The 26,763-nt window shown below is 39.7% G+C and carries 24 protein-coding genes, 1 other RNA gene and 1 pseudogene; 17 read left to right on the top strand and 9 right to left on the bottom strand.

Going from position 1 to position 26,763, the window contains the following annotated elements:
* The first annotated feature begins 50 nt into the window (after window positions 1-50).
* The gene (locus ABJD71_RS09345; protein WP_348167894.1) at window positions 51-1,292 is read left to right on the top strand and encodes a lytic murein transglycosylase; all 1,242 of its coding nucleotides are present in this window, start codon (window positions 51-53) and stop codon (window positions 1,290-1,292) included.
* 55 nt (window positions 1,293-1,347) lie between these two features.
* Here the strand turns inward: ABJD71_RS09345 and ABJD71_RS09340 are convergent, their stop codons facing one another.
* Entirely contained in the window at window positions 1,348-1,560 is a 213-nt protein-coding gene (locus ABJD71_RS09340) for a hypothetical protein (protein WP_348167891.1), read from the bottom strand.
* Between the two features lie 471 nt (window positions 1,561-2,031).
* Between ABJD71_RS09340 and ABJD71_RS09335 the strand changes: the two genes are divergently transcribed.
* Together ABJD71_RS09335 and ABJD71_RS09330 are read left to right on the top strand one after the other, a co-directional pair.
* A complete protein-coding gene (locus tag ABJD71_RS09335) occupies window positions 2,032-2,940 on the top strand; it encodes an EamA family transporter (protein ID WP_348167888.1) in 909 nt (302 codons plus the stop codon).
* Window positions 2,941-3,077: 137 nt separating this feature from the next.
* Window positions 3,078-5,360 (top strand): YgiQ family radical SAM protein, encoded by a 2,283-nt coding sequence (locus ABJD71_RS09330; protein WP_348167885.1) that lies wholly within the window; start codon window positions 3,078-3,080, stop codon window positions 5,358-5,360.
* Window positions 5,361-5,397: 37 nt separating this feature from the next.
* On the opposite strand, the gene ABJD71_RS09325 is transcribed toward ABJD71_RS09330, so the two are convergent.
* Complete coding sequence (locus tag ABJD71_RS09325) at window positions 5,398-6,219, bottom strand: Cof-type HAD-IIB family hydrolase (protein WP_348167883.1); 822 nt, start codon at window positions 6,217-6,219, stop codon at window positions 5,398-5,400.
* 298 nt (window positions 6,220-6,517) lie between these two features.
* On the opposite strand from ABJD71_RS09325, the gene ABJD71_RS09320 reads away from it, so the two are divergent.
* The 9 genes from ABJD71_RS09320 (at window position 6,518) to mtnK (ending at window position 17,066) form a co-directional block, all read left to right on the top strand.
* Window positions 6,518-6,811 (top strand): high-potential iron-sulfur protein, encoded by a 294-nt coding sequence (locus ABJD71_RS09320; protein WP_348167880.1) that lies wholly within the window; start codon window positions 6,518-6,520, stop codon window positions 6,809-6,811.
* Between the two features lie 6 nt (window positions 6,812-6,817).
* Window positions 6,818-7,297 carry an RNase H family protein gene (locus tag ABJD71_RS09315; RefSeq protein WP_348167878.1) on the top strand — a complete coding sequence of 160 codons (480 nt, stop codon included), beginning with the start codon at window positions 6,818-6,820 and terminating at the stop codon, window positions 7,295-7,297.
* A gap of 258 nt (window positions 7,298-7,555) precedes the next feature.
* Window positions 7,556-9,070, top strand: a complete 1,515-nt coding sequence (locus ABJD71_RS09310; RefSeq protein WP_348167876.1) for a hypothetical protein — start codon at window positions 7,556-7,558, stop codon at window positions 9,068-9,070.
* A 183-nt stretch (window positions 9,071-9,253) separates the two neighbouring features.
* The gene (locus tag ABJD71_RS09305; protein WP_348167873.1) at window positions 9,254-10,921 is read left to right on the top strand and encodes a DUF3466 family protein; all 1,668 of its coding nucleotides are present in this window, start codon (window positions 9,254-9,256) and stop codon (window positions 10,919-10,921) included.
* Between the two features lie 78 nt (window positions 10,922-10,999).
* Window positions 11,000-11,794, top strand: coding sequence for a phytanoyl-CoA dioxygenase family protein (locus ABJD71_RS09300; protein WP_348167870.1), 795 nt, complete (start codon window positions 11,000-11,002; stop codon window positions 11,792-11,794).
* Window positions 11,795-11,998: 204 nt separating this feature from the next.
* On the top strand, window positions 11,999-14,797 hold the full coding sequence (locus tag ABJD71_RS09295) for a bifunctional aconitate hydratase 2/2-methylisocitrate dehydratase (RefSeq protein ID WP_348167867.1): 2,799 nt from the start codon (window positions 11,999-12,001) through the stop codon (window positions 14,795-14,797).
* A 193-nt stretch (window positions 14,798-14,990) separates the two neighbouring features.
* Window positions 14,991-15,227 (top strand): hypothetical protein, encoded by a 237-nt coding sequence (locus tag ABJD71_RS09290; RefSeq protein ID WP_348167864.1) that lies wholly within the window; start codon window positions 14,991-14,993, stop codon window positions 15,225-15,227.
* Window positions 15,228-15,262: 35 nt separating this feature from the next.
* The gene (locus ABJD71_RS09285; protein WP_348167861.1) at window positions 15,263-15,709 is read left to right on the top strand and encodes a DUF192 domain-containing protein; all 447 of its coding nucleotides are present in this window, start codon (window positions 15,263-15,265) and stop codon (window positions 15,707-15,709) included.
* 127 nt (window positions 15,710-15,836) lie between these two features.
* Window positions 15,837-17,066, top strand: coding sequence for an S-methyl-5-thioribose kinase (gene mtnK / locus ABJD71_RS09280; protein WP_348167858.1), 1,230 nt, complete (start codon window positions 15,837-15,839; stop codon window positions 17,064-17,066).
* Between the two features lie 24 nt (window positions 17,067-17,090).
* On the opposite strand, the pseudogene ABJD71_RS09275 reads toward mtnK, so the two are convergent.
* The 7 genes and pseudogenes from ABJD71_RS09275 to ssrS all read right to left on the bottom strand — a co-directional run bounded on the left by ABJD71_RS09275 (window position 17,091) and on the right by ssrS (window position 22,249).
* Window positions 17,091-17,978: pseudogene (locus tag ABJD71_RS09275) on the bottom strand (SDR family NAD(P)-dependent oxidoreductase).
* A 216-nt stretch (window positions 17,979-18,194) separates the two neighbouring features.
* Window positions 18,195-18,851: a ribose-5-phosphate isomerase RpiA gene (gene rpiA / locus ABJD71_RS09270; RefSeq protein WP_348167855.1), complete on the bottom strand. Its 657-nt coding sequence runs from the start codon at window positions 18,849-18,851 to the stop codon at window positions 18,195-18,197.
* 70 nt (window positions 18,852-18,921) lie between these two features.
* Entirely contained in the window at window positions 18,922-19,500 is a 579-nt protein-coding gene (locus tag ABJD71_RS09265) for a 5-formyltetrahydrofolate cyclo-ligase (RefSeq protein ID WP_348167852.1), read from the bottom strand.
* 77 nt (window positions 19,501-19,577) lie between these two features.
* Window positions 19,578-20,519 (bottom strand): nucleoside hydrolase, encoded by a 942-nt coding sequence (locus ABJD71_RS09260; RefSeq protein WP_348113086.1) that lies wholly within the window; start codon window positions 20,517-20,519, stop codon window positions 19,578-19,580.
* A 45-nt stretch (window positions 20,520-20,564) separates the two neighbouring features.
* Complete coding sequence (locus tag ABJD71_RS09255) at window positions 20,565-21,455, bottom strand: ribokinase (RefSeq protein WP_348167849.1); 891 nt, start codon at window positions 21,453-21,455, stop codon at window positions 20,565-20,567.
* A 165-nt stretch (window positions 21,456-21,620) separates the two neighbouring features.
* On the bottom strand, window positions 21,621-22,031 hold the full coding sequence (locus tag ABJD71_RS09250; RefSeq protein WP_348167847.1) for a hypothetical protein: 411 nt from the start codon (window positions 22,029-22,031) through the stop codon (window positions 21,621-21,623).
* Between the two features lie 36 nt (window positions 22,032-22,067).
* Window positions 22,068-22,249, bottom strand: a non-coding RNA gene (ssrS, locus tag ABJD71_RS09245) — 6S RNA.
* A 256-nt stretch (window positions 22,250-22,505) separates the two neighbouring features.
* Between ssrS and ABJD71_RS09240 the strand changes: the two genes are divergently transcribed.
* Genes ABJD71_RS09240 through ybaK form a run of 5 tightly spaced genes read left to right on the top strand, consistent with a single transcriptional unit; the run spans window position 22,506 to window position 26,506 of the window.
* Window positions 22,506-23,075, top strand: coding sequence for a UPF0149 family protein (locus tag ABJD71_RS09240; RefSeq protein ID WP_348167844.1), 570 nt, complete (start codon window positions 22,506-22,508; stop codon window positions 23,073-23,075).
* Window positions 23,076-23,124: 49 nt separating this feature from the next.
* Window positions 23,125-24,441 (top strand): Xaa-Pro aminopeptidase, encoded by a 1,317-nt coding sequence (pepP, locus tag ABJD71_RS09235; RefSeq protein ID WP_348167841.1) that lies wholly within the window; start codon window positions 23,125-23,127, stop codon window positions 24,439-24,441.
* 23 nt (window positions 24,442-24,464) lie between these two features.
* Window positions 24,465-25,688, top strand: a complete 1,224-nt coding sequence (locus tag ABJD71_RS09230; protein WP_348167838.1) for an FAD-dependent oxidoreductase — start codon at window positions 24,465-24,467, stop codon at window positions 25,686-25,688.
* Between the two features lie 56 nt (window positions 25,689-25,744).
* A complete protein-coding gene (locus ABJD71_RS09225) occupies window positions 25,745-26,029 on the top strand; it encodes a hypothetical protein (protein WP_348167835.1) in 285 nt (94 codons plus the stop codon).
* 6 nt (window positions 26,030-26,035) lie between these two features.
* The gene (gene ybaK / locus ABJD71_RS09220) at window positions 26,036-26,506 is read left to right on the top strand and encodes a Cys-tRNA(Pro) deacylase (protein ID WP_348167832.1); all 471 of its coding nucleotides are present in this window, start codon (window positions 26,036-26,038) and stop codon (window positions 26,504-26,506) included.
* Window positions 26,507-26,763 lie beyond the last annotated feature (257 nt).

The following is a 26,763-nucleotide window of genomic DNA, read 5'->3' as shown; positions in this document are numbered from 1 at the left end:
TTTATTAAGTCAGTTAGCATTGGGTTTACACTTTTTTAGGAATTTTTAGATTGGTTTCTTTTTCATCATATAAAGGTATTTTGTCAGCGGTTAGTTTAAGCATGGTGAGTTTGTTTAGTTCAGCTCAAGAGGTCACGGCAGCACACGAAACCTTCCCTCAATGTATTGATAGGCTGCAGCAGCGAGCTCTAGCTGGTGGAGTATCGCAAGCGACAACTAATAATGTATTGGCAAAAATTGAGTTAATGCCAAGGCTGTTAGAGTACGATCGTAATCAGCCTGAGTTTGTACAGACATTCACTGGTTATTTTTCTAAGCGGGTCACTAATTGGCGTATTGACAAAGGGCGAGAGAAGTTTGCCGAGCACAGAGAGTTTCTGGCAAAGTTAACTCAAGAGTACGGTGTTCCAGCCCATTACTTAATGGCATTTTGGGGGCTAGAAACAAACTTTGGTAATTACAAAGGAAAGATTCCTACATTACGAGCACTCACCACTTTAGCTTGTGACCAGAGGCGCAGTAATTACTTTTCCAGTGAGCTTGTAAAAGCCTTGTTGTTGCTAGAACGAGAAAATCTTGAGCCTGAGCAGATGGTTGGCTCTTGGGCTGGTGCCATGGGGCATACCCAATTTATGCCTTCTGCCTACCTTAAATATTCTAGAGATGGTGACGGAGATGGTAAAATTGACTTATGGAATAGTGAACAAGACGCTTTGGCATCAGCCGCAAATTTTTTAAAAAATTTAGGATGGAAAGCAGGTTTTAGATGGGGGAGAGAAGTACAGTTACCAGAGGAGTTTAATTATCAACTAGCAGGTAAATCCCACCCTAAGTCGCTGTCTTTTTGGAATGATCAACAGGTTACCCAAGTGTCGGGGCAAAGCCTTGGTAATAGTGATATTAAGTCTGCACTGCTGATCCCCGCTGGATACACAGGCTCAGCATTTTTGGTTTATTCAAATTTTGATGTGATCTTACGCTGGAACAACTCAGAGTATTACGGTATTGCGGTTGGGCACTTAGCTGACCGTATTGCTGGTAAAGAGACGTTATCGAAACCATTGCCAGATTTACCTAAATATACACTCCTAGAGCTACAGAAATTTCAAGAAAAACTCAATGAGTTGGGTTTCGAAGTGGGTAAAGCTGATGGTATTTTAGGCCCTGCTACTCGTAAAGGGATCCGTGGTTTTCAAGTTTCTGCCGGGCTAATAGCTGACGGATACCCTTCTACTGAAACGGTTAAAAAGGCACTGCAATCGGGGGAGAATGGTTCTCAAAATAGCCTTTAAAGGAAAAGGCTAACGTTTCAGTTAGCTGTTTTATTTCTGCTCTTACGGGCTGATATTAATTTAAAGTATGGGAGGATTGGTTGCGGTGGCAGCTGCAGCTTGCCTCTCCATTAGCTTGCTCCCACTCATCATACATACCCAAAGTACAGCTGGAGCGTAACGATTTGCATTGTTGCTGATTTTGACCGCCATCGTTAACGGTATAGTGATTACTACAGCTAGATAACAACACTAATATAACGCCTAATTCTCTCGGTAGTATTTTCATTCATCATCTTTATATCGTTTTTTATAGGATAAAAAAACAATTAAAAAGTTCAATGGCCGGTAATGTTGACGTACTTCAATAGCACTATTCGTTATAAATGGGAAAATAGAAGTTGACTTGATTTGTCAATCCCCAAAGTATCACTTAATCGTAAGTGATTTTTCGTATACGATGTATTAACTTTTTTGATTTTTTACTTTGGAAATATTAAACGTGTTTAAGAACATCCCCAAAAAACATGCAGAACATAGCAATGTGCTATGGCGTATTCGATGCGTCAAAGTGCGCTTCGCTGTTTCCTGTGGTAAGGGGTTATGTTCTGGTTTGTTAATAATACTCTCAAGTCTTAATAATTAAATAAGTACTTTCCGCCACAGAGTTTCAGTTCTGTGGCATAGACATTCTTTTTATCGTTATTCCACAGTTGTTCTCTCTGGCTTCACTGATTTTGAAGTAAAGGAGTTATTTACAATGCAATTAGTAGCAGCCTACATTGCCGTAGTACTAATTTGGTCTACTACCCCACTTGGGATCGTTTGGAGTTCAGCATCGGTCAGCCCAAGTATGGCACTACTGTTGCGAATGAGTATTGCACTGGTGTTGGGATGGACGATTGTCAAGCTAGCAAGAATAGATTTACCATGGACTAAACAAGCGCGGCGATTTTATATTTGTTCCGCTTTAGGTGTATCGGTGGGCATGCTTTTCACTTACATAGCATCTCGAAGTATCCCTTCAGGGGTTATTTCTCTAGTGTTTGGACTTTCTCCTATTTTATCTGGTCTTTTCGCACAGAAAATTTTAGGTGAAAAGAAATTCAATACTTCCAGAAAATGGGCCTTGGTCTTGTCTTTCTTAGGGTTAGTTATTGTATGTGCAGGAAAACTGTCTGGAGAGTCGGGGGCTAAATCTATTTATTGGTTAGACTTGGTCCTTATATTTATGGCTGTTGTTTTGTTTTCACTAAGTGCTGTGCTGGTTAAGCAGGTAAAGATACAGCTCCACCCATTGGCATCTACAGTGGGTACATTAATTGTGAGTATGCCTATATTTATACTTGGATGGTGGGTGTTAGATGGGAATTGGCCAATATCAAATATTCAGCCTAAATCTATTTGGAGCATTATTTATTTAGGGGTGGCAGGCTCGCTATTAGGGTTTGTCGCATATTTTTATATACTGCAACGCTTATCTGCCAGTACAGTGTCTTTAGTGACCTTGATGACACCAGTACTCGCCATTTTTTTAGGAAGTAAGCTTAACGGTGAAGTCATTACTAGCAGTTTATTAGTGGGTACAGTCTTTATTATGTTTGGCTTAGTTTTGTATTTTTTTGGGTATCGCTTAGTATGGCCGTTTACGAATAAGCTGTTAAAATGATGACTAGCTTCAGCAAATTTAACGTTGATTACATTTGCTGAAGCTATATTAATGAGTTGTTTCAGTATTTTAATTATTAATCTGATACAATCCTGCCGTTTTTTTGTACGCCTATTTTTTGTTTAAACGAGAGCACCATGCCGACCATTCAACCAGCCCTACGATCTAAACCCGTCTCCCGTATGAAAGCGGAGCGAGGTTTGTTTTCATTTCCAAAATATTGGGCTGAGTGCTTTGACCGTGCTCCATTCTTACCTATGTCACGTAAAGAAATGGACCAACTCGGGTGGGATAGCTGTGACATTATTATTGTGACCGGTGATGCTTATATCGATCATCCAAGTTTTGGCATGGCGGTCATTGGTCGTACCTTAGAAGCTCAAGGGTTTAGAGTTGGTATTATTTCACAGCCGAATTGGCATAGTAAAGACGATTTTATGCAACTTGGAGAGCCGAACTTATTTTTTGGCGTGACTGCAGGAAATATGGATTCGATGATCAATCGTTACACGGCAGATCGTAAATTACGCCACGACGACGCATATACTCCGAATAACGAAGGTGGCAAACGCCCAGATCGGGCCGTGACTGTGTATACTCAACGTTGTAAAGAAGCTTACAAAAAACCAGTGGTTATTGGCGGCATTGAAGCTAGTTTGAGACGCATAGCTCACTATGATTATTGGTCTGACAAAGTTCGCCGCAGTGTGTTGTTTGACTCCAAAGCCGACATGCTCATGTTTGGAAATGCAGAACGCCCTTTATTAGAAATGGCCCACCGTTTTGCCGCTGGTGAAACAATCGAGCAAATGCAGGACATTAGGGGAACTGCGGTACTTCGAAAAGAGCCATTGCCTGGCTGGCAAGGGGTTGACTCAACTCATCTAGATACCATTGGGAAAATAGACCCAGTGATTAGTCCATATGAAATCATTGAAGACAAATGCGCAGTATCTTCTGAAGCTGATAAACAAGCAGCTATCGCTGAACAAAAAGCCCAGCCTATAGTGGTGCAGCCTTTTACTTCAAAAACAAAACGGGTCAAACCTTGGGATAAAACCTATGTGTTGTTACCCCCCTATGATGTTGTGCGTGCTGAAAAAACACACTACGCTCATACGTCTCGAATTTTACATAAAGAAACTAATCCAGGTTGTGCCCGTGCTTTAGTGCAGCGCCATGGCGATAGAATAGTGTGGATTAACCCGCCCGCTTATCCATTAGAAACCGAAGAAATGGATGCAGTCTTCGATTTACCTTATGCCCGCGTGCCGCACCCAAGTTACGGTAAAGCTAAAATACCCGCTTACGATATGATTAAAACATCGGTTAATATCATGCGTGGTTGTTTTGGTGGCTGTACTTTTTGTTCGATAACAGAACATGAGGGTAGGGTCATACAAAGTCGCTCTGAAGAGTCTATTATTCGTGAGATTGAAGAAATTCGCGACAAAGTCCCAGGCTTTACTGGTGTTATCTCCGATCTTGGTGGTCCAACTGCGAATATGTATAAATTGCGTTGTAAGAGTCCTAAGGCTGAACAGGCATGTAGACGTTTATCATGTGTTTGGCCAGAAATATGCGGCCACTTGGATACAGACCAAACTCCTACTGTTGAGCTATACCGTAAAGCCCGTGATGTTGAAGGGGTCAAAAAAGTACTAATAGCGTCAGGTGTGCGTTACGATTTGGCTATTGAAGACCCTAATTATGTTAGAGAGTTAGTGACTCACCATGTGGGAGGTTATTTAAAAATAGCCCCAGAGCATACCGAGAAAGCGCCACTAGATAAAATGATGAAGCCAGGTATGGGCACTTACGACAGGTTTAAAGAGTTGTTTGATAAATACACAAAGGAAGCAGGTAAAGATCAATATCTTATCCCTTACTTTATCTCTGCCCATCCGGGTACAGAAGATGAAGATATGTTGAATTTGGCCCTGTGGCTTAAAGAACGCAATTTTAAGTTAGATCAGGTGCAAAACTTTTATCCATCACCCATGGCCAATGCGACTACGATGTATCACACCAACAAAAACCCGATACATAAAGTGAACCATAAGAGTGAAGTGGTTGAAGTACCGAAAGGCGAGATTCATCGCAGATTACATCGTGCATTTTTACGTTATCATGATCAGGCTAATTGGCCCATGCTACGTAAAGCTTTAATCGCAATGGGAAAAGCTCATTTGATTGGAAATAGTCCTAATTGTTTGGTACCTGCAGAAAGTCGTCATGAGCTTCGTGGCAAAGACCAAAAACAACAAGCTAAACGTTCTGTGAATAAAGCTTATGCAAAAGGAAAGTCCGCGAACGCAGCGAGAGCGCAAAAAGGGTTAACTCGATTTAGTGATAATCAGCCGCATAATGAAGCTGCAAATAAAAAACGGGCTAAGCCCAATGGTAAAAAGCGTAAATAATTTGGCAAATAGCGGTATATCACGTTTTTATGGTTGCTTATAGAGAAAAGCGCTCTCTTAAAAAGTGCGCGATGCCGTCTTTATGGTTATGACCGATAACAGCATGGGCTGACTCTTTCACTTCTGGTTTGGCATTTTCTGGCGCATAACATTCGTCTGCTAAGGCAAACATGCTTAGATCATTGTCGCCGTCTCCAAAACAAATGACTTTACTCACTCCCAGTTTGTTTTTCAAATTAGTCACTGCACTACCTTTATTCGCTTCTTTATGATGAACATCCATCCACCAATATTTGTTACCTTCTAGGGCTGGCCCTGAGTAGGCAATTAGGCTGCTATGGGAATTAAAATACTGCCACATTTTTTTTATTCCTTCAGACGCTCCAATCATACTTATGTTGGTGACTTGGCTGGCCTTAGGCAAAGTATCTAAAGGCAATAGTGTTGCCTTACTAGCCGCAAAGTACTTTTCGATTAGTTCTTTTTCGACTGCATGCCGAGTTTGAGTATGGAAAATAAAATGCTTATGGCGGTTATCAATAACATTGATAAAAGGGGTAATGCCGTGGGTAAGTGCGACCTCAATAACAGTCGAAACCTCGTCTTTATTTAATAAGTTTTCTAAGGTGACTTTCTGAGAACTGGGATCCCAGATAGTTACCCCATTATTGAAAATATGCGGTAGAGTGAAATTGTGGCCTTCAATAATACGTTGTGCTGATAACATTGTACGGCCTGTTGCCACCGTATAAGCTATGTCTTTTTCTCCTAATAAGATCAAGGTTTCTCTAGTAAATTCTGATATTTCAGAAGCATCGTTTAGTAGGGTGCCATCTAGGTCAAAAAAAATTAACTGCATAATTATGTCTGTCGCTCAATAATTCGTGGAAGTGATAGCTAAATCTATTTTTTAGATAGTAATAAGTTTACTATATATACTTAAATATTTGTTAGGTTAGATGTGAACTCAACTCAAAAATGCATCTATATATTTAAATAAAGAGCACCTAGATTGATCTAACTTTTTTCGATTTCAGTATGCTTTTACGTAACAACTAACTTGTTAAAACCAAAACTCGCCAAGCTGGCGAGTTTTTGCATTTTAAGAGGAAGGTAAAAAAGAATCATTTTTATTTTCGACTAACGGAGTATCCAATATGAATAAGTTTAATCGTCGCGACTTTATCAAACTATCTGGTTCAGCCTTGATTGGTGTAACACTGGGTGGGGTGGTATTGCGTGCTAATGCTCAAGATCGGGTTGCGCTAGATGATCCTACGGCTAAAGCATTACAGTATGTACACACCTCTCAGTTGGAAGGGAAAAACTGTGAAAACTGTCAATACTTACAAGGAGAGGCTGGAAGTGAATGGAGACCATGTGCATTTTTCCCTAATAAGCTTGTTAGTGCTGAAGGTTGGTGCGCTGGTTGGCTTAAAAAACAAGGCTAGAGAAGGTTGCACCTCTTTATTGATGCCAGTGTTGATCCAAAGTCAAAGGTAGGCCATGGTGCCTATCTTCTTTTACCCAGTGGTATCAGTGAGTTATCTTATGCCAGAAACGCCATAAAATTAAAACGTTTTGAGCAAACAAGTTCTACGCAAATGGAGTTGCAAGTTTTACTATTTGTTTTAGACGAGTTTCTATCCTCTATTACTGATTCAACTATTCATTTAACTATTTTCACCGACTCTCAAAATATTATTAACTTGCCAGAAAGACGTCTTTCACTAGAGAAAAAACATTATCAAAACCGAAATCAAAAAACCTTAAAGCATCATGAATTATATAAAAGGTTTTATTGGTTAACATCTCACATTAACTGTGACTTTGTTAAAGTGAAAGGGCACAAACCGACTAAATGTAAAGATGATATTGATAGGCTATTTAGTTTGGTGGATAACGCCTCTCGAGCCGCCCTGAGAAAAGAGCTTTAGTATTAATGCCTTGCCTCTTTAAAGCTTGATGATTGTCTAATAGGATCATTAGTCGTTTACCTTAGAATTCACAGAACCTCCCGACGATATAACTATAACCCGCAAGTTTAATGCTTACTATTTGAGCGAATATCATGGCTCATGTTTTCAAATGTGCAAACAATGTGTAAGAGCGCTTGAAATCAGAACTTTAGCTATTTTGCTCAGTCCCATCTGCATAAAATATCGGAATACGTAACATAAAGGTCTGGAGAAATAATGAAGTGGATTAAAACGAGTTTGGTCGACACCTTACGTTTATTTGTAGGAGTATGCTTAGCGATGTGTGTACTGTCGTCATGTTCAAGTGATAGTGATAGCAAAACTGGCTATATAAAATTTTATAATGCGTCACCAAATGCACCTGAAATTTTCTTAACCGTAGATGAAAACTTAGATGATGATGATGATGACGAAATAGAAGTGACTTACAGTGCTATTGAATACACTGAGGTTAGCGGTAATAACATTCTCGACACTGGAACCTATTACATCGAACTGGCGTGGCAAGATGAAGAAAGCAGTGATCGTTCTGATTTAGAAATAATCTATGAAGATAGTGTTAAAATTACCAATGAAGATATTAAATTTATCACCCTCAGTGGCAACATTACAGAGCCAGATGTCTTAACCTTTGATATTGAAGTAATTGACGACGACGAAGATGATGATGACGATTTATTCAATATTCGCCTGCTAAATTTACATGATGAATACCAATCAGTTGACCTTTACGCATCCCTTGATAACGAAACTTTTAATGAAGCCGTATTTTTAAGTAATGTTAATTTTCAAGAATTATCGGACAACATTAAATTAGACCAAGACCAATATATTTTTTACATCACTATGCCCGGTGAAACTGAGGTTTTGTATACATCTGTTGACCAATCTTATTCAGTTGTAAGCCAATACGTCATTGTGATCCGCGATAATATTGGTGTGGGTTCGTCAGACTTTACAATTGATAGCATAGGAACAAATGGGATCACTGAGTTAAATGATGTGTACTCTGAAGCTGAGTTTGGTTTCTACAATGCCATTGCTACCGATGAGTACCTACCTGAATATCAAGGCGATATTGATATTGAAGTAGCATTAGGTGATGAAAACATAGTATCAATTGCTAATCTTGCAAAAGGTGAATTTAGTGTTTCGACAATTACTGCAAATGGTGATTATTCTTTCGATGCAAACAACTCTGCAGACGGTGAAGAATATATTGCAGATGCTTTGCTCAGCTTAGAAGAAAACGGTGACACCACCATTTTCTTATATGGCCGAAAAGATGCCATTGATGACGATGAAGACGGTGTGGTTGACGAAAATGAAGATGGGATCGTTGATGATTATGAAATCGTCATTAAGGCTTTAACGCTAGCAAAAAGCAGTAGCTCTAGTATTTATAGCCATGGTGTTCAAGTGGTTAACTTAGCTGACTCAGATGACTTCAGCAGAGTGACATTTTACTTTGTTTTAAATGACGAAAATATTGACTCTGCCGACAATCTGTTATCTGTATTACAAGAAAATTCAGGTTCGTTAACTTTATTAAACAATACATATGATATCTACGCTGTCGCTACTATAGATGGGACAGATACTATATTAGATACCATGGAACTGGTCTTAGATGAGTCCAGTCAAGAGTTATACCTGATCTTTGAACAAGATATTTATGCCTCTTCTGGTTATAAAATGTTGTTAGTAAATCAAATTACTGCAGAAGAATAAGTAAACCCCAAAATACTGGATAAGGTGTGGCAGCATGCCTTACCCAGTTGTCTCTATTTAATTGTAACTTTGTAGCGCATTTAGGCGCTGAGTGAGTACCTAGGTGTTATTGCATAGGTATTCTGCTTTGTTGCACTTTAATTTCAGTCGCACAACATAAAATAGTAGTCAGCAGGATGTCTAATGAAAAAAGCAATAATTACCACCGTATTTCCCCTTTGTGGTTTGTACATGTCAATTGCTTACGGAGCACAATATGAAGTGGTTGAATTGCCAGTTGCCGAACTAGGTGTCAATTCTTTTCCAGCAGCCATTAATAATGTGGGAGAAGCAGCAGTAAACCTAGATACACAATATAACCCAGTTATTGATACCACTCTGATTGATTTTGAATCTTCGACAATTATTTTGGGGCTAGAAAACCTTGATGGTGTAAGGGGCGGGGATTTTAGCGATGACGATTACACCTTTTTATATTCTTATATAACAGCGAATGTTGAAAGCCAAACCTTTCAACAAATTGCTAGTTTAAATAGTTATGTCGCAACTGAAAATGGCAGTGAGATACTGCGTGGCTTTGATACTGTAGACCCAAATACTGACGACTATAGAAATAGTGTTAAGACTCATGTTCGCTCCATTAATGACTTTGGTTACTCGGTAGGCACTAGTTATGATGGATTTTATACCGAAGAATATGTTACAGAATATGCAAAAGATATAACCTATGTGGTAAATGATTTTTACCAAAGAGGTTTTGCTCACGTTGATGATAAAACTACTGAGCTGGCACCACCGAATACTACAGCGGGCGGCCTGAGTGAAGCTTATGATATAAATAACAGTAATCAGGTTGTTGGGCACGGTACCATTGAATTCATTGATGATACTTACTCAACAGCTGAGGAAACTTGCTCTGATTCAACTGAGCGAGGTGATATTCCAGAGTCTTCATGTCTAAGGAGCTTGAGTATAAGTCTTAATGCTGGTGTTGCTTCAGTTGCACAGCAGCGAGGGATTATTTGGCAGCTTGACGAAGATGGTGATTTAATCGATACCTATTCTTTGGGTATGCTGATAGAGGAGCCTGATGATTCAAGTTCAGTTTATGCCAGTACTGCTGTTGCCATAAATGATAATGGCGTGGCGGTGGGTGCGTCTCCTAGCTATTATCAAGATACGACCTCTTTAACAACGGCCGCTGCTATCTATATTGGCGATGAAGTCACAACTATCAATTATGATGAAGACGTTTATACCAGTACCGCATACGATATTAACAATGACAATCTAGTGGTTGGAAATATCTCTAAAGATGTAAATGGCACCACCCGGACAAAATTCTTTGTGCACGATATTGATAATAATTTAACTATTTATCCAAATGACTTTTTTGAAGGCTCTTCGAGTATTGCGACTTCAATCAACAATGAAGGGTATGTTGTGGGTTATGGTGAATCAGAAGCTACGCTAACTACCCGAAGGACTGAAGGTTTTTTATATGATTATAAAAATGATATTTTTCAAGGGCTTAACTCTCTTGTAGAGTGCAATACTGATTATGATATTGTCCAAGCTAATGGCATCAATGATGATAACGAAATTGTAGCAACAGCTTTAATTTTAAAACCTGAAACAAACATTCAGGGTGAAATTATCTTGGATGAATATGGCGCGCAGACTTTAGTGGATACTGTTGTAGCAGTAAAACTAACTCCTATTTCTGGTGGCTCTATTGATAACTGTGATGCATACGAAGAGGAGACGGTTCGCAAAGGTGCTAGTTTTCCACTTTATCTTTCTGGACTATTACTTGTTTTAGTCTTCTTTAGGCGTAAATATACTTGCTAAGTATTTGCCCATAGAAGAGTATTATTTTTGATTCTCATTAAACACTGCGTCAGCAGGACTTATGAAGGTTTTTAAATAGTGCACCCACTTATTACTCAGGCTCATATCGATACGTTTCAACAAGATGGTGTGGTTTTAATTAAAGGACTCTTTAAAGCTGAGTTGGATCTTATTCGTTCAGGCATTGAATTGAATATGCAGACGCCAGGCCCCTATGCTGCAGAAAATCTTAGCAAAGGGGAAGCTGGTCGCTTTTTTGATGATTATTGTAATTGGTCCCGCATACCACAATTTGAAAAAGTAATTCGATACTCTGCCGCAGCTGAAGTCGCTGCTGATTTGATGAAATCGCAGCAAGTTCAGATTTTCCACGACCATGTATTAGTCAAAGAGCCCGGCACCACGAAAGCTACACCTTGGCATCAAGATGGTCCTTACTATTTTGTAGATGGCTGCCAAAATGTAAGTTTTTGGTCTCCGATGGATCCTGTTAGAAGTAATAGCTTGCGATGTGTTGCTGGTAGTCACCTTTGGGATAAACAGGTTTTACCTACTAGATGGCTTACTGATGCTAGTTTTTATCCTGAAGATAAAAATTATATGCCGGTTCCTGATCCTGATAGGCAGAATATGGATATTAAAGAATGGAAGATGGAACCAGGTGACGCTGTAGCATTTAACTACGGTATATTGCATGGAGCTAGAGGTAATACCACCAAACATCGCCGACGTGCTTTTTCTCTAAGGTTTGTCGGTGATGATGCTAGATACATTCAGCGCCCTGGTCCCACTTCACCTCCATTTCCAGAGCATAATATGTTAACTGGTCAATGCCTTCGAGAAGATTGGTTCCCCATAGTTTTTCAACGTTAAATTCTCCTAAAAATCCACAGTTTTCCTAGGCCAAATTTATTGCACACATATGGAAAGATATAGAATATAATTTCTATCAATAATACCTATATGACCAAATTATGAAAAAGGTATTAAAAATCAGGTAAACTACCGCGACATTTGTCCCTGCTAATTATGATGTTATTAGCATTTTGTAGCTAGAGAGAAGAGAGAGTAAGACGCATGAGCCTATATTTAGAATACGTTGAAGAGATAGAAAGCCGTAAAAAAGACCTAGGGCTAGCGCCTAAACCCATTGATAGTGCTGATTTGTTAGCTGAAATTATTGAACAAATTAAAGATACTTCAAATGCATATAGAGAAGATTCTCTCAACTTTTTCATTTATAACACCTTGCCAGGCACAACTAGTGCTGCCGGTGAAAAAGCTGAATTTTTAAAAGAAATTATTTTGGGTAACGAGACTGTTGCAGAAATTTCAACAGAATTTGCTTTTGAATTGTTATCCCATATGAAAGGTGGCCCTTCAATTGAAGTGTTACTTGATCTTGCATTAGGTGACGACGCTGGATTAGCTACTCAAGCATCAGATGTATTAAAAACCCAAGTCTTTTTGTACGATGCTGACACAGCCCGTCTTGAAGCAGCTTATAAAGCAGGAAATAGCGTTGCTAAAGGTCTTTTAGAAAGTTACGCCCAAGCTGAGTTCTTTACTAAGTTACCAGATATTGCTGAAAAAGTTAATGTGGTAACTTACATAGCGGGTGAAGGTGATATCTCAACGGATTTATTATCGCCAGGTCATCAATCTCACTCTCGTGCTGACCGTGAACTACATGGTCAATGTATGTGCACGCCAGAAGCTCAAGCAGAAATAAAAGCATTACAAGCTCTACACACTGACATGCAAGTCATGCTGATTGCTGAAAAAGGCACTATGGGTGTAGGTTCATCTCGTATGTCTGGTGTGAATAACGTTGCACTTTTGACAGGTAAAGAAGCAAGTCCATATGTACCTTTTATAAATATCGCACCCATTGTTGCGGGTACCAATGGTATCGCGCCAATCTTCCTAACAACGGTTGATGTAACAGGTGGTATTGGTCTTGACCTTAAAAACTGGGTTAAGAAAGTAGATGCAAGCGGTAATACTGTTGTTGATAAAAATGGTGATGCGGTACTAGAAGAAGCCTACTCAGTGGCTACTGGTACGGTACTAACTATCGATACTAAAGCGAAGAAGTTATATAACGGTGACGAAGAGCTTGCTGATATATCATCAGCCTTTACTCCACAAAAAGTAGAGTTCATGAAAGCGGGTGGTTCTTATGCTGTAACCTTCGGTAAGAAGCTGCAAACTTTTGCTGCTGAAGCTTTAGGTGTTGAACCTGTAAGTGTATATGCCGCTTCAAAAGAAATTTCACATGAAGATCAAGGGTTAACTGCAGTTGAGAAAATATTCAACCGTAATGCAGTTGGCGTGTTATCTGACTCACCATTGCACGCAGGCTCAAACGTTCGTGTTAAAGTCAATATTGTTGGCTCGCAAGATACCACTGGCCCTATGACATGTCAGGAATTAGAGGCAATGGCTGCTTCTACTATTTCGCCATTAGTTGATGGTGCATTCCAATCAGGTTGTCACACGGCATCTGTTTGGGATAGCAAAGCAAAAGCGAATACACCTAAATTAATGAGTTTTATGAACGCGTTTGGTCTAATCACAGCACGTGATCCTAAAGGTGTTTACCCTGCAATGACTGATGTTATTCATAAAGTATTGAATGACATTACGGTCGATGACCGCGCTATCATTATCGGTGGTGACTCGCATACTCGTATGTCTAAAGGTGTGGCCTTTGGTGCTGACTCTGGAACGGTTGCTATTGCATTGGCAACGGGTGAGTCTGCAATGCCAATCCCTGAGTCAGTGAAAGTGACCTTTAAAGGTCATATGAAAAAACATATGGATTTCCGTGATGTTGTTCACGCAACACAAGCGCAAATGCTTAAGCAGTTTGGCGGCGAAAACGTATTCCAAGGCCGTGTAATCGAAGTACACATCGGGACTTTATTAGCTGACCAAGCTTTTACTTTCACTGATTGGACTGCAGAGATGAAAGCAAAAGCTTCAATCTGTATTTCTCAAGACGAAACATTGATCGGTTCACTGGAATTAGCGAAAAGCCGAATTCAAATTATGATCGATAAAGGTATGGAAAACCCTGCTAAGACGCTTCATGGTTTAATTTCTTTAGCTGATAAACGTATTGACGAAGTTAAGTCTGGTACTACACCTGCGCTTACTCCAGATGATAATGCTAAATACTATGCGGAAGTGGTTGTTGATTTAGATCAAATTGCTGAGCCAATGATTGCTGATCCTGATGTTAACAACGAAGACATATCTAAGCGTTATACCCATGATGTTATTCGCCCTGTTTCATACTACAGTGATAAGCCTGTCGACTTAGGTTTTGTGGGTTCCTGTATGGTTCATAAAGGTGATATGCAAATTATCGCGCAAATGTTCCGTAACATGGAAGCGCAAGGCACTAAGATTGAATTTAAAGCGCCATTGGTTGTTGCGCCACCAACTTACAACATAGTTGATGAGCTTAAAGCTGAGGGTGACTGGGCAATTCTTGAGAAGTATTCAGGTTTTGAATTTGATGATACAGACCCTAAATCTTCTGCACGTACTAAGTATGAAAATATCATGTACTTAGAGCGTCCTGGTTGTAACTTATGTATGGGTAACCAAGAAAAAGCAGAACCGGGTGATACTGTAATCGCAACGTCTACTCGCTTGTTCCAAGGCCGTGTTGTTGCTGATACATCAGATAAGAAAGGAGAGTCTCTACTTGGTTCAACGCCTCTAGTTGTACTTTCTACCATGCTTGGACGTTTCCCTTCAATTGAAGAGTATAAGAGCGCTGTTGAAGGTATCCACCTAACTGACTTTATTCCACCAGTTGAAGCGTTAACCTCGCCTTACTCTGTTCCAATTAAAATGGTATAGACCCTTTACTCAATAAAGTAAGTTAATATTTAAACATAGGGTTACCTGTTTACAGGTGACCCTTTTTTATTGCTTCAATAGTTCAAGATAAATCCTAATCAAGAATCAATTAATTGAAATGTCAATAATTTGAACCTTTTTACCTTTTCTCATTCTCACTATTAAGTTTTTTACTAATAGCAGGGAATACATTATGGAAAAATCTATTAAAGTAGCGTTAATGCTGACTCTTATCATTTGTTTTACTGCAGCCTGCACAAATAACAATATCAGGCAGGTAATAGGTAGCGCTGTGGCTAATGGTGCGGATACCCAAGTCAAATATACGACTTTTGAATGTACAACTTTACAACAGCGTTGTGTCCAAGGTGAATATCAAGAATGGCAAACTAGTGATAAAGAGTTGGGCTGTTCTTGTAAAAAGTTGTAGGCTATTACCTAACTTTGTAATTGATGTGAATGCTAATGCGCTGTGTTTTTAATATTTTAATTTTGATGTCTTGTTTTACTTTATTTGCTTGCTCTAATGTAAGCGCAGAATCCATTACTTTTGGGAATGTTCAAATTAAAGTAAAAGGAAATGCTTACAAATTGGAATATGCAGATACCTTTGAGCGACGAGCCAAAGGTTTAATGAATAGAAATGTATTGTGTGACACATGCGGTATGTTATTCAAATTTGATAGTGCTAAAGTCGCAGGATTTTGGATGAAGGACACCCTTATTCCATTAGATATTGCCTTTGTTCGTTCTGATGGCACTATAACTGACATAAAAAATATGCGAGCTTTAGACTTAAAGTCTACCACTTCTTCAGAAGCTGTACTGTACGCTTGGGAAATGAATAAAGGCTGGTTTGCTGCTAACAACATTAAAGTCGGAGACAATGTAGCTATCTGTTCAGTTTACTAATGTTGTAGGCCGGTGATTTTTTGAAAGTTTTACTAAGATTTTTCTTTCAATTTATTATGATGTAACGGCTTTTAAGTAGGCGTTATTAAATTATTTCCCTATTAAATGTTTTTAAAAGGTTCATTGGATGTACTTTCAATTAAACGCTGAAAATTTGGTGAGCTTTTTAGCTTCACTACCAGAAATGCAAAGTCACTTTTCTTCTTTTCAAAATCTAGGTGTCACTGAGATTACCGGTGGTAATATGAATTATGCCTTTGTGGTAAGTAATTTAGATAAACCAGAAGAGTCTGTATTTTGTAAACAATCTCCTCCCTATATAAAAGTACTAGGTGAAGAATGGCCTTTAACTCGTCAGAGAATGACTGCAGAAATAGAAGCTTTATCATTTCAGGCTAAAGTATCTCCAAGCACAGCACCAAAAATTTATTATCAGTCTGAAGTGCTTTCGATATTAATATTGGAAAATCTACAGGGGTACAATATTCTTCGAGATGAATTGATAAAAGGTCATTACTTTGCAAATCTTGCAGATCATATGGCAAGTTATCTAGCGGCAACCTTGTTTTTCTCTAGTGATTTTGGGCAGTCAGCTGCACAGAAAAAAGCCTTAATCGCTAAAAGTGAAAATTCTGATATGTGTATGATTTCTGAAGATTTTATTTTTACATATCCCTTTGAACATCACGCAATGAATGATTACAACCCAGCATTATCTCAGGGAAGTATTGATATGATTCAAAAAGATCCCCTAGTACGTGCTCAGGTAGCGCAGATGAAATATCTGTTTACTACATCGAAACAAGCATTACTCCATGGCGATCTACATACGGGCTCTATCATGCTTAATCAAGAGCGTACTTACGTTATTGATGCTGAGTTTGCATTTGCAGGCCCCATTGGCTTTGATGTAGGTGCTTTGGTTGCCAATTTGTATTTGAGTTATTTCTCTCATTTAGGGCAGGGCACTGCCGAATCTGAAAAATATAGTGAATGGTTGTTACAACAGGTTGAGGCGCTTTGGGAAGGGTTTGAAACTAAATTTACTCAGTATTGGTGTGAGTATGATGAGTCTGCAGACAAGCCATTTATGGGTAAAGATCTTACAGGTGATAGTCACGGGAAGTTGAGAACCTTATTTTTACAAGAGGTTTTTAGGGATACCCTTGGGTTTGCTGCTTGTAAAATAATCCGCCGTATTTTAGGTATAGCTAAAGTAGCGGATCTGATGCAATTTGAAGACGAAAATGTTAGAGCCAATTTAGAAACCCAAGCGTTATCATTTGCTAGAATGTTATTGCTAAATCGAGATGATATTAAAAGTTTTTCAGAAGTAAATAAGGTCATTAATCACTAATTAAAGGCTTTAGTAAACGACTTTTTATAAAATGACTATTTCTTCATTTTTTAAGAGGCCCACAATTTCACTGTTTTCAGCATCTGCAAAAGCTTTATCAAGAAGGAGGGAACGATAACTTACCCCGTCGCGATAATTTGGGTGGGTAAATATATAGCTTTGATTTGAGTTAAGTGCCTCGATTACTCGTTTAGCTAGCATTTGCGCCGGAATTCCTGATTCAACTAATGCTGCAGCTTGGTTCATGCCGCCCTTAGATTTTACTTTGGTGGAGCCTTGCTCTTTTACGTTTTGATACTCTGGCTGAAGGTTACGAAGTGATTCGTGGATGCGAGTTTTAACAAATGCAGGACATAGTGCAGATACCGCAATATTTTCTTTTTTGAGTTCTGCGGCCCAACTTTCAGACATAGAAATAACTGCAGCTTTGGAGGCTGCATAAGCGCCAGAGTAGGATACCCCGTTCATGCCCGCCATAGAGGCCACATTGATTATCCAACCTCCTTTCCCATGGGCTTTTATTGCTGGAACTACTGCTTGAGTACCGTTGACTACACCCATTACGTTGACATCTAGTACCCATTTCCATGTATCTAGTTTAGTTTCGTCAATTGAGCCAGGTACCCCTCCAACACCAGCATTGTTGACTAACATATGGATATCGCCAAACGTTGCTTTAGCATTTGTTACTAGGTCTAGTCATTGTTGATTTTGTGTAACATCTAAGGTGCAGGCTAGTACATTAATATCGGTATTTTTGAGGTGCAACTCTGCTACTGTCAGTTGCTTCTGGTCAATGTCACCGATCACTATGTTCATACCTAGTTGACCAAATTCCGAAGCTAAGGCTAAGCCTATGCCCCCTGCGCCACCAGAGATTACAGCTGTTTTACCCATGTATTGATTCGACATGTGATGATTCCTTCAACATTGGAGCGACCGTAAGAGGTCGACGAATCTTTATGCTGAATAATAAAGTGGGAGTGGATGTCTAGATACTTTATTTGGCTAATTGATTTGACTTCATGGGGTGAATAAATATTTCAGGGAACATCACCGGGGGCGCTTAATGAAGAGAGGCTTGAAATTAATGGTGACGTCCCAGCTTTGTAAGAGCATGACATAGCTCTATTCTATTGTTGTGACTCCGCTCTGAGTGCCAACTAGCACCATGTCAGCACCGCGATGAGCAAACAAGCCATTGGTAACCACTCCCACGATAGCGTTAAGTTGTTCTTCGAGCTCAACAGGGTTGAGTATAGTGAGGTTATGTACATCTAAAATGACATTGCCGTTGTCGGTAACCACGCCTTGTCTATATTCAGGATCTCCCCCTAATTTAACGATTTCTCGTGCTACATAAGAGCGCGCCATCGGTATCACTTCTATAGGTAGTGGAAACTTTCCTAAAATAGGAACTTGTTTAGTGTCGTCAATGATACAGATAAATTGCTCAGCTACTGCTGAAACGACTTTTTCTTGAGTGAGGGCTGCGCCTCCACCTTTTATCATATGTTTATGTTCAGTAATTTCATCTGCCCCATCTACATAAACATCAAGTTTATCTACTGAGTTGAGTTCAAATATGTCTATTCCAAGGTCTTTCAAACGTTGGGTGGATGCCTCTGAACTTGAAACCGCCCCAATAATGTCATCTTTAATATCTGCTAATGCATCTATAAAATAGTTTACCGTTGAGCCTGTACCTACGCCTATTATTGATTGTGGCTTTACATATTGTATGGCAGCTTCAGCAGCGGCTTGTTTCTTTTGATCTTGTGTCATGACTTACTTAGTTTAAAGCGAATATTAGCAATATTCTAACCTAGCTGCGCAACGAACCCCTAACGCAATTTTAGGTCTTGAAGTATTGAGTTGGTGTAGCGATGCCGTGCAAAGGAATATCCCAATGGTTTGCTTTTAAAGCGTTCGCTTGCTGGCATGTGTGGGCTAAGCCAATTAGTTGCGTGTTTAACTTGTCTCTTTTAATGGGAGCTAAAGAGCGGTCGTAGTACCCACCACCCATACCTAACCTATTGCCTGCTGCGTCAAATGCGACTAAAGGAGTCATGATTAACTCAATATCAGCAAGTGGACAAATATTATGACTAGTAATGACAGGCTCTTTAATACCGTATTGGTTGGCTATCATTACACTATTTGGAAAATATTCAACAAATACTAAATGACCCGTAGAAAAAGGATGTAATACTGGCAACAACACTCTTTTATTATGTTGCCAGCAATATTCAATTATACAGCGGGGATCAATTTCGCCATCGTTTGCCAAGTAACAAGCTACGGTATTGGCCTGTTGCAGGCTAAGTTGTTGCAGGCATGTGTTTAATACTTGCTTAGAGGCTTGTAGCTGTTGTGCTTTGGATAGTTGCTGACGTTTTTTGCGAAACTGAAGTCGCAGATTAGTGGGGGGCATCTCGGCGGTATCCAATAAGTTTAGGTTGCGTTTTATTTGCTTAAACGCAACCTTCTTAGTTTAGCTAGGCTGACAGCTTATAGTTTGTAAGTATCTAAATACAGCTTGGTTAGACGTTCGTTATCTACCTTAGTAGCCACATTCACTAGCTCTGCGTTTAACCAATCTGGACTGGCAGTGGTATTAGGAAGTGCGATAGAGGTTTGGCCTCTGTTTAATGGGTCTGTTGATACTCTGCCATGGCCAGTTTGCAACTCAAACAAGCTTGGGTCGACAAGGTGTGCAATAGGCATTGCATCGTGGAAAAAGCATACATCTTCTTCACGGTTTTGTGAGTAAAACTCTACATAAAATTGTGCGGCATCGTGAACAAAACCACCTAGTTTTTGGTTGTTCTGTTGTAACTGCTTTAAGAAGTCAGGGCTGAATGGGCATGAATTGGTTACATCAAGGCCAAACATGTTTAATTCCCAAGATGCGCCAAATACAATTTCTGCAGCGTGGGCATCATTCCAAATGTTGGCTTCGGCAACAGGCGTCACATTACCTCTTACAAACGCAGCTCCCCCCATAATAGACACGGCTTTAACTAATTTTGGTAGCTCTGGCTCTAAACGCAAAGCTAAGGCTAGGTTGCCAAGTGGACCAATAGCCACAATGGTAATTTCACCAGGATATTTACGAGCCATATCTACGATAAACTGCGCAGAACTGCGAGGGTCTAGCTCGCCTTTTGCTGCCGGAAAGTTAATATTTCCAAAGCCATCGTCTCCATGAACAAAATGCGCGTAACTTGACTCTGGGCCGACCCAAGGCATGCCTACTCCTTTACAAACAGGAATATCTTTTCCTGCTAAGTCACAAAGAGTTATCGCATTTTTTGCTGCCATTTCAACAGGAACATTCCCATAAACAGTGGTTAGCCCCAGAACATCAATTTCAGGATGTTGAAAGGCAAAAAAGATTGCCATGGCATCATCGATACCAGGATCGGTATCAAGAATAATTTTGTGACTCATAAGAATAATTCTCCGTTGAAAATCTTTGGGGTAATAGTGTAATTATTATTGTCTAGCAAGAAAGCGATCAACGTCTTTCTCGTTAGGGATAGATTGCGCCGCGCCTGCTTTCATAACTGCTAAGGCTGAAGCTGCACAGGCTCTAGATAGTGCGGTTTTGGTATCTGCATGTTCGCTGTAGGCAGATAGAAAGTATCCAATAAAAGTATCGCCAGCAGCTGTGGTGTCTATCGCATCTACTAAAAAGGCAGGTACATCAATACTCTTATCTTTTTTGAGCATCCTAACCCCAGCTTTGCCTAGGGTGATGAGTATTTCGGCATGAGCCCAATCATTACGAAAATAGGCTTCGATATCATCTAGATTGCTTTGACCTGAAATTTCTTCTGCTTCTATCTCATTGACGATTAATAAATCGATACATTCATGGGGTAATTGCTTAACTGATTCGGTCATAGGGGCAGGGTTAAAGGCAACTTTTAATCCTTTTTCTTTTGCCTGTAGTAAGACTTCATCGATGCAGCTGGTTTCATTTTGAGTTAACACCCAATCGCTAGATTTCACATCATCAAGTGCATGCATTACGTCTTTTGACGTTAACTCTTGATTTGCGCCACCAAACAATACAATGGCATTTTCAGCAGAAGGAGTGACTTGAATAATGGCGTGGCCTGATGCTGTTTCAGTGCAAGATATATACTTACAGTTAATACCATCGCGTATCATGCTTTGCTTGAATCCTGCATCTGTTTCGCTTATTTTTCCAACGTGGCGTACATCCGCCCCTGCTCGTGCTAAGGCGATAGATTGATTGGCTCCCTTGCCTCCCAGTAAACATTGATATTCGTTTGAAGCTAATGTTTCCCCCGGCTGTACGAAGTGGTCTACACGATAAACATGATCAATGTTAATGGATCCAAAGTTAATGATGGCCATGAAGTTTGCCTTATTTGTTATGTAATATTGGTGAGCAATGGCCATATTCTAACTGAATATTATTAGACTAGAAATAAACGCAACTCGTATAGTGCTAAAATCTTAGTTGAAACCTGACCGTTTGGTCAAGGTTGAATTTGCACTCGGTGCTTTAGGACATTCACTTTAGGCAAAAAGGTTACGTAGTTTATTAAACAAACTTGGCTTTTCTACATAGGGTTCTGGGTTTGTTAAAAACAAACGTACTGAAACGGTAGCTCCGTGCCCCCATGGCCACCAAGCAGCCATTATGCGAGTTCGGCTGTTTAAGTTGGCAGCTAACAGCTTTTGTTTTTTTGTTAACTTTGCAAAAGGACCTGCATAATGTTTTACCTTAGCTGGCGCCTTTCTAATGCTTTTTGCGTCCCAAGAGTCTGGGAATACTTGTTGTAGTGTAATTAAAACTTGTTCTTCTTTATCTACGGAGAATTCGGCAAGCATGACATTGTGAAAATTATCATATTTCCACTTTACAATATGAGACAGGGCGTCTATTGCATTTTTTCCGTGTACTCTCAATTGCTCTTCTTGGTTCATTTGACTACCGTCCAAATCCATTATGTTGTCGAATGGGTGCCTCCCAAAATGCCGCTGTCTAGTGTTCGCCCGTGAACCGAAAGTTCAGGGCGGAAGTATCATCATTACCTCAGGCTTCTCGGTACGAGCCAAGCTTGCACAATAGTAGTGGAATCAACTTCCTAGGTAAAAAGCATCGGCCAGGGACATTACTAAACTGGCTAACATTCCAGGAGGCTTAGAAAAATTATTGATATGCTGTTTAGGTTAAACTCCAGTATCAGGGTTATTATAATCTTTAACTATATGAATATACTAGGGCCAGATGAGCTTTCTTATATTTTTTAAAACCTAATGTTTAGGTTGAGCTACGTGATTTAATGTGATTTAAGTCTATGACCAACTGGGTTTAATTTAGTGACAGTGATAGCATAGTGAATAGTTTATGGAGGGCTTTATTTGCACTCTTTACCACAAAATTACTGAGAATTTATCTTGAACACTTCAACTAACCTTTTTGATACCCTCTCTGCTCTGTTAGAGCGTAACAATATTTTAACCAGTGCTGCTGAAATACAAGGAATGGTATGTGGCATGTTAGGAGGTGGCATGCCTCTTGAGTGCTTAGATTGGATGGAGCCTCTGTCTGACTTTATTCATCAAGGAGACGCTTTCTCTCCAGAGGTACATACTGCGTTTAAAAAGCTTTATGATGATACCTGCCAACAGTTGATTGAAAGTGATTTTGCATTGAGTTTGTGTTTGCCTGAAGATTCTGCACCAATAAATGAGCGTGGCCAAGCTTTATTAAACTGGGTGCAGGGGTTTATGTTGGGTTTTGGTTTGCATCAAGCTGATTTAACAGGCTGTTCAGACGATGTAAAAGAAGGCCTAGAAGATTTCGCTGAAATCGCCCGTATGGATGAAGAGATGAGCGAAGATGAAGAGTCAGAACAGGCTTTGTTTGAAGTGATGGAATATGTGAGAGTGACGGCCATGTTATGTTTTAATGAATTGGGTAAATCTCCAGAACAACAGCAAGGTGAGCCAAAAACAGTCCATTAAGGTGTTAGTAAGCATTAGATTTTTCTGCACAGAGTAATTTTATCAATATATGAATACCACTGATTTTAGTTTATCTAGGCAACGGCTTATGAAGGCAATGCTACCTAATAGCATTGCTATAGTGCCTGCCGCTAGTTTAGTTTCTCGTAGCAGAGACACTGAGTATCCCTTTAGGCAAGACAGCTATTTTCAATATCTAACTGGGTTTCCAGAGCCTGAAGCTTATTTGGTTTTGTCTAACGACTGTGAATACAAAGATGGGTTGTCAGTACTATTTTGTTTAGATAAAGACCCCTTGCAAGAAGTTTGGCATGGCCGACGCTATGGTCCTAAGCAAGCTAAAAAGCAATTCGCAATTGATATGGCCTTTGCATTAGACGAGTTAGATGACAAGTTATTAGATTTGGTCGATGGCCATAAACACCTCTACTTTGCCCAAGGTCATAATACTCAGGCTGATGAGTTAGTGTTTGATGTGATGCAAGCGCTCCGTAACGCGGCCAAACAAAGTAAACAAGCGCCAGCTACTATTGTGGATATTCGCCTTATATTAGATGAAATGCGCTTAATAAAATCTGATGCTGAAATCCAAGTGATGCGCCAAGCTGCAGCGATTGCTTGCCAAGCCCATATTCGAGCGATGAAGTTTTCTGAAGCGGGTAAAAATGAATATCACCTAGAAGCAGAAATTCATCATGAGTTTGCCATGCAAGGTGCTAGACACCCTGCCTATGGCACTATAGTGGGAAGTGGTGACAATGCTTGCATATTACATTACACAGAAAACAACCAAACATTAACTGATGGTGATTTGGTGTTGATTGATGCTGGGTGTGAGTTGCAAGGTTATGCCGCTGATATTACCCGAACGTTTCCTGTTTCTGGCACGTTTTCTGAGGAACAAAAACAGCTGTATAATTTGGTTTTAAAGGCGCAACTAAAAGCATTTAGGGCATTTAAAGCTAATAATACTATTAAGCAAGCTAGTGATTTAGCCATAGAGGTAATTACTCAAGGCTTGATAGACTTTGGAATTTTACGAGGAGAGCTTGCGGACAACATCGAGCAACTTACCTATCGTGAATTTTATATGCATGGTTTGAGTCACTGGCTAGGATTAGATGTCCACGATGTGGGGCATTATAAAATCGATGATGAAGACAGGCCTTTAAAAGCCGGCATGGTTTTAACTGTAGAGCCGGGGGTTTACATTGCACCTGATGCAAACGTAGATATTAAATGGCGAGGTATTGGTATTCGTATCGAGGATAATTTATTAATTACTGAAAGTGGTTATGAGAACTTGACTCAGGCAGCCCCTAAAACAGTTTCCGAAATAGAAAGCATAATGCGTCGTGGTATTTAACAAATTTAAGGTCAATTTATCCCATGTTACATTTTGATATTGCGATTGTAGGCGGGGGGATTGTGGGGTTAACACAAGCTCTTGCGTTGGAAAAATCCGGGTTATCCATAGCTGTGATAGATGCTCATTCCAGTGATGGTATGCCAATTGGTGAGCCGGAGTTACGGGTGAGTGCGCTTACTTTGGCTTCGCAAAATATTTTGGAGTCATTAGGGGGATGGCAGCGTTTAGATTTCACTAGAGTAGCTCCTTATCAAAAAATGTCAGTATGGGATAAAGATAGTTTTGGAAAAATAAACTTTGATGCTGACGAAGTGCAGCAACCCCAGCTAGGTTATATAGTGGAAAACCAAAGCATTAGACATGCTTTATGGCAACAAGCAGAGCAAAGCCAAAATATTGAGTTGTTGGTTCCCAATAAAATTAGGCAGCTAGTGTTTGGTAAGCAAGAGTGCTTTATCGGTTTAGATGGTGACACTCAACTTAGCGCTCGTTTAGTCATTGGTGCTGATGGAGCTAATTCACTTGTTAAAAAGTTAGCCAATTTTCCGCAAACATTTTGGGACTATGACCAATGTGCTATTGTCGCAACAGTAAAAACAACCTTACCCCATGATAATGTTGCCAGACAAATTTTTACGCCTTCAGGCCCGCTTGCCTTTTTACCTTTATGGGATAAACACCACTGCTCTATTGTTTGGTCTCAGGATGAGGCGCGATCGACTGAATTAATGGCTATGTCTATGGATGAATTTAACAAAGCCATATCTGTTAATTTCGATATGTCTTTAGGTTTATGTGAAGTGGTGAGTGATAAGCAGTCTTATTCACTGAAAATGCGTTATACCAGACAATGGATTAAAGATAGAGTCGCCATAATTGGTGATGCCGCACATACGATACACCCTTTGGCTGGGCAGGGGGCGAACTTAGGTATACTAGACGCCGCTGCCCTAGCTGAGCATATAATTACCTTGATTGAGTTGGGTAAGGACTTCGCGCTGGCTAAAGATTTAAGAGCTTTTGAGCGTTGGCGTAAAACTGAAACCCTTAAAATGGTAGCCTCAATGGAAGGTTTTAAGCGGTTATTTGCTGGAACTCACCCAATTAAAAAGTTATTTCGAGGTGCTAGTTTGTGTATGGCTGAAAATGCGCCATTTGCAAAAAATAGTATTGTTCGACATGCAATGGGTTTAAATGGTGAATTACCAGCACTAGCAAAGTTGAAAACACGAGAATCCAACTGACAGGCCATCATTTAAATGGTTTTAGAGCTCTATTTAAAGCCAGATAAGGAATTAAAATGTATATAAAAATAACATGTTTCACGTTGTTACTTTTGTTGACTAGTTGTAGCACTGTCACATCTGATTCTGTTACGAAAAATAAAGAAGATAGTGACCAACAACTAGGCGTGAACGGTATAAAAGAGTTTGAAAAAGACCTAACTGTTGTACTTCGTGAAACAAACAAGGTTAAGTGCCAAGCGGCGCGGATGGATATGGTAGATGCCGAAGCTAATGGTGATGTGGGTGAGGTTCGTTTGGTCAAAACTCAGTTACAAAAATATTGTGTACCTAACGAATAGCTTGCAATGACCCCTGGCATTAACTGCGCTACAAAAGCCAAAGTGGCTTTTCAAGTTCATGAGTATCAACATGATGCTTCTAGCCAATCATATGGGTTAGAAGCTGCTGAAAAGTTAAATGTTCCCTCTAAACAAGTATTTAAAACTTTAGTTGCTAAACTGGATGGGGCAACTTTAGTTGTGGCGGTTGTGCCAGTGGACTCTATGTTAAGTATGAAGAGCCTCGCCAAAGCCTGTGCTGGCAAAAAAGCTGAAATGGCAGATAAGTTAGAAGTACAGCGTAGCACAGGCTATGTGTTAGGTGGTGTAAGTCCTTTGGGTCAGAAAAAAGCACTGAAAACAGTCATTGATGAATCTGCTAAATTGCACTCTACTATCTATGTAAGCGCTGGGCGTAGAGGCTTAGAAATTGAGCTTAGCGCATCAGACTTGCAGTCTTTAACACGGGCATCATTTTCAGATATTTGTCAGCGGTGACTTAATTATTTGATTATATTTTAAGTTATCAATACTTAGTGTTTAAATGCGTTTTTTGTAGATATGGCAAAATTTGAAATGCACTTAATAGGCAGAAAGAGGGGGGGGGGATTTTATATGTATCAAATAGTCCCATTTTTAAACAGTTGCTGGTTTTTAGGAATGTATTTATCACAAGTATTGATGAATGGAATCAATAATATGTCTAACAAGATTGATTATCTCGTGCTGATAAATTAACAGAATGGAAAAGGCCG

This window comes from Paraglaciecola sp. (assembly GCF_039943935.1).
GTDB lineage: Bacteria > Pseudomonadota > Gammaproteobacteria > Enterobacterales > Alteromonadaceae > Paraglaciecola.
Note: the sequence above shows the minus strand (reverse complement) of the source record. Positions and strands in the feature narration are given on the sequence as shown.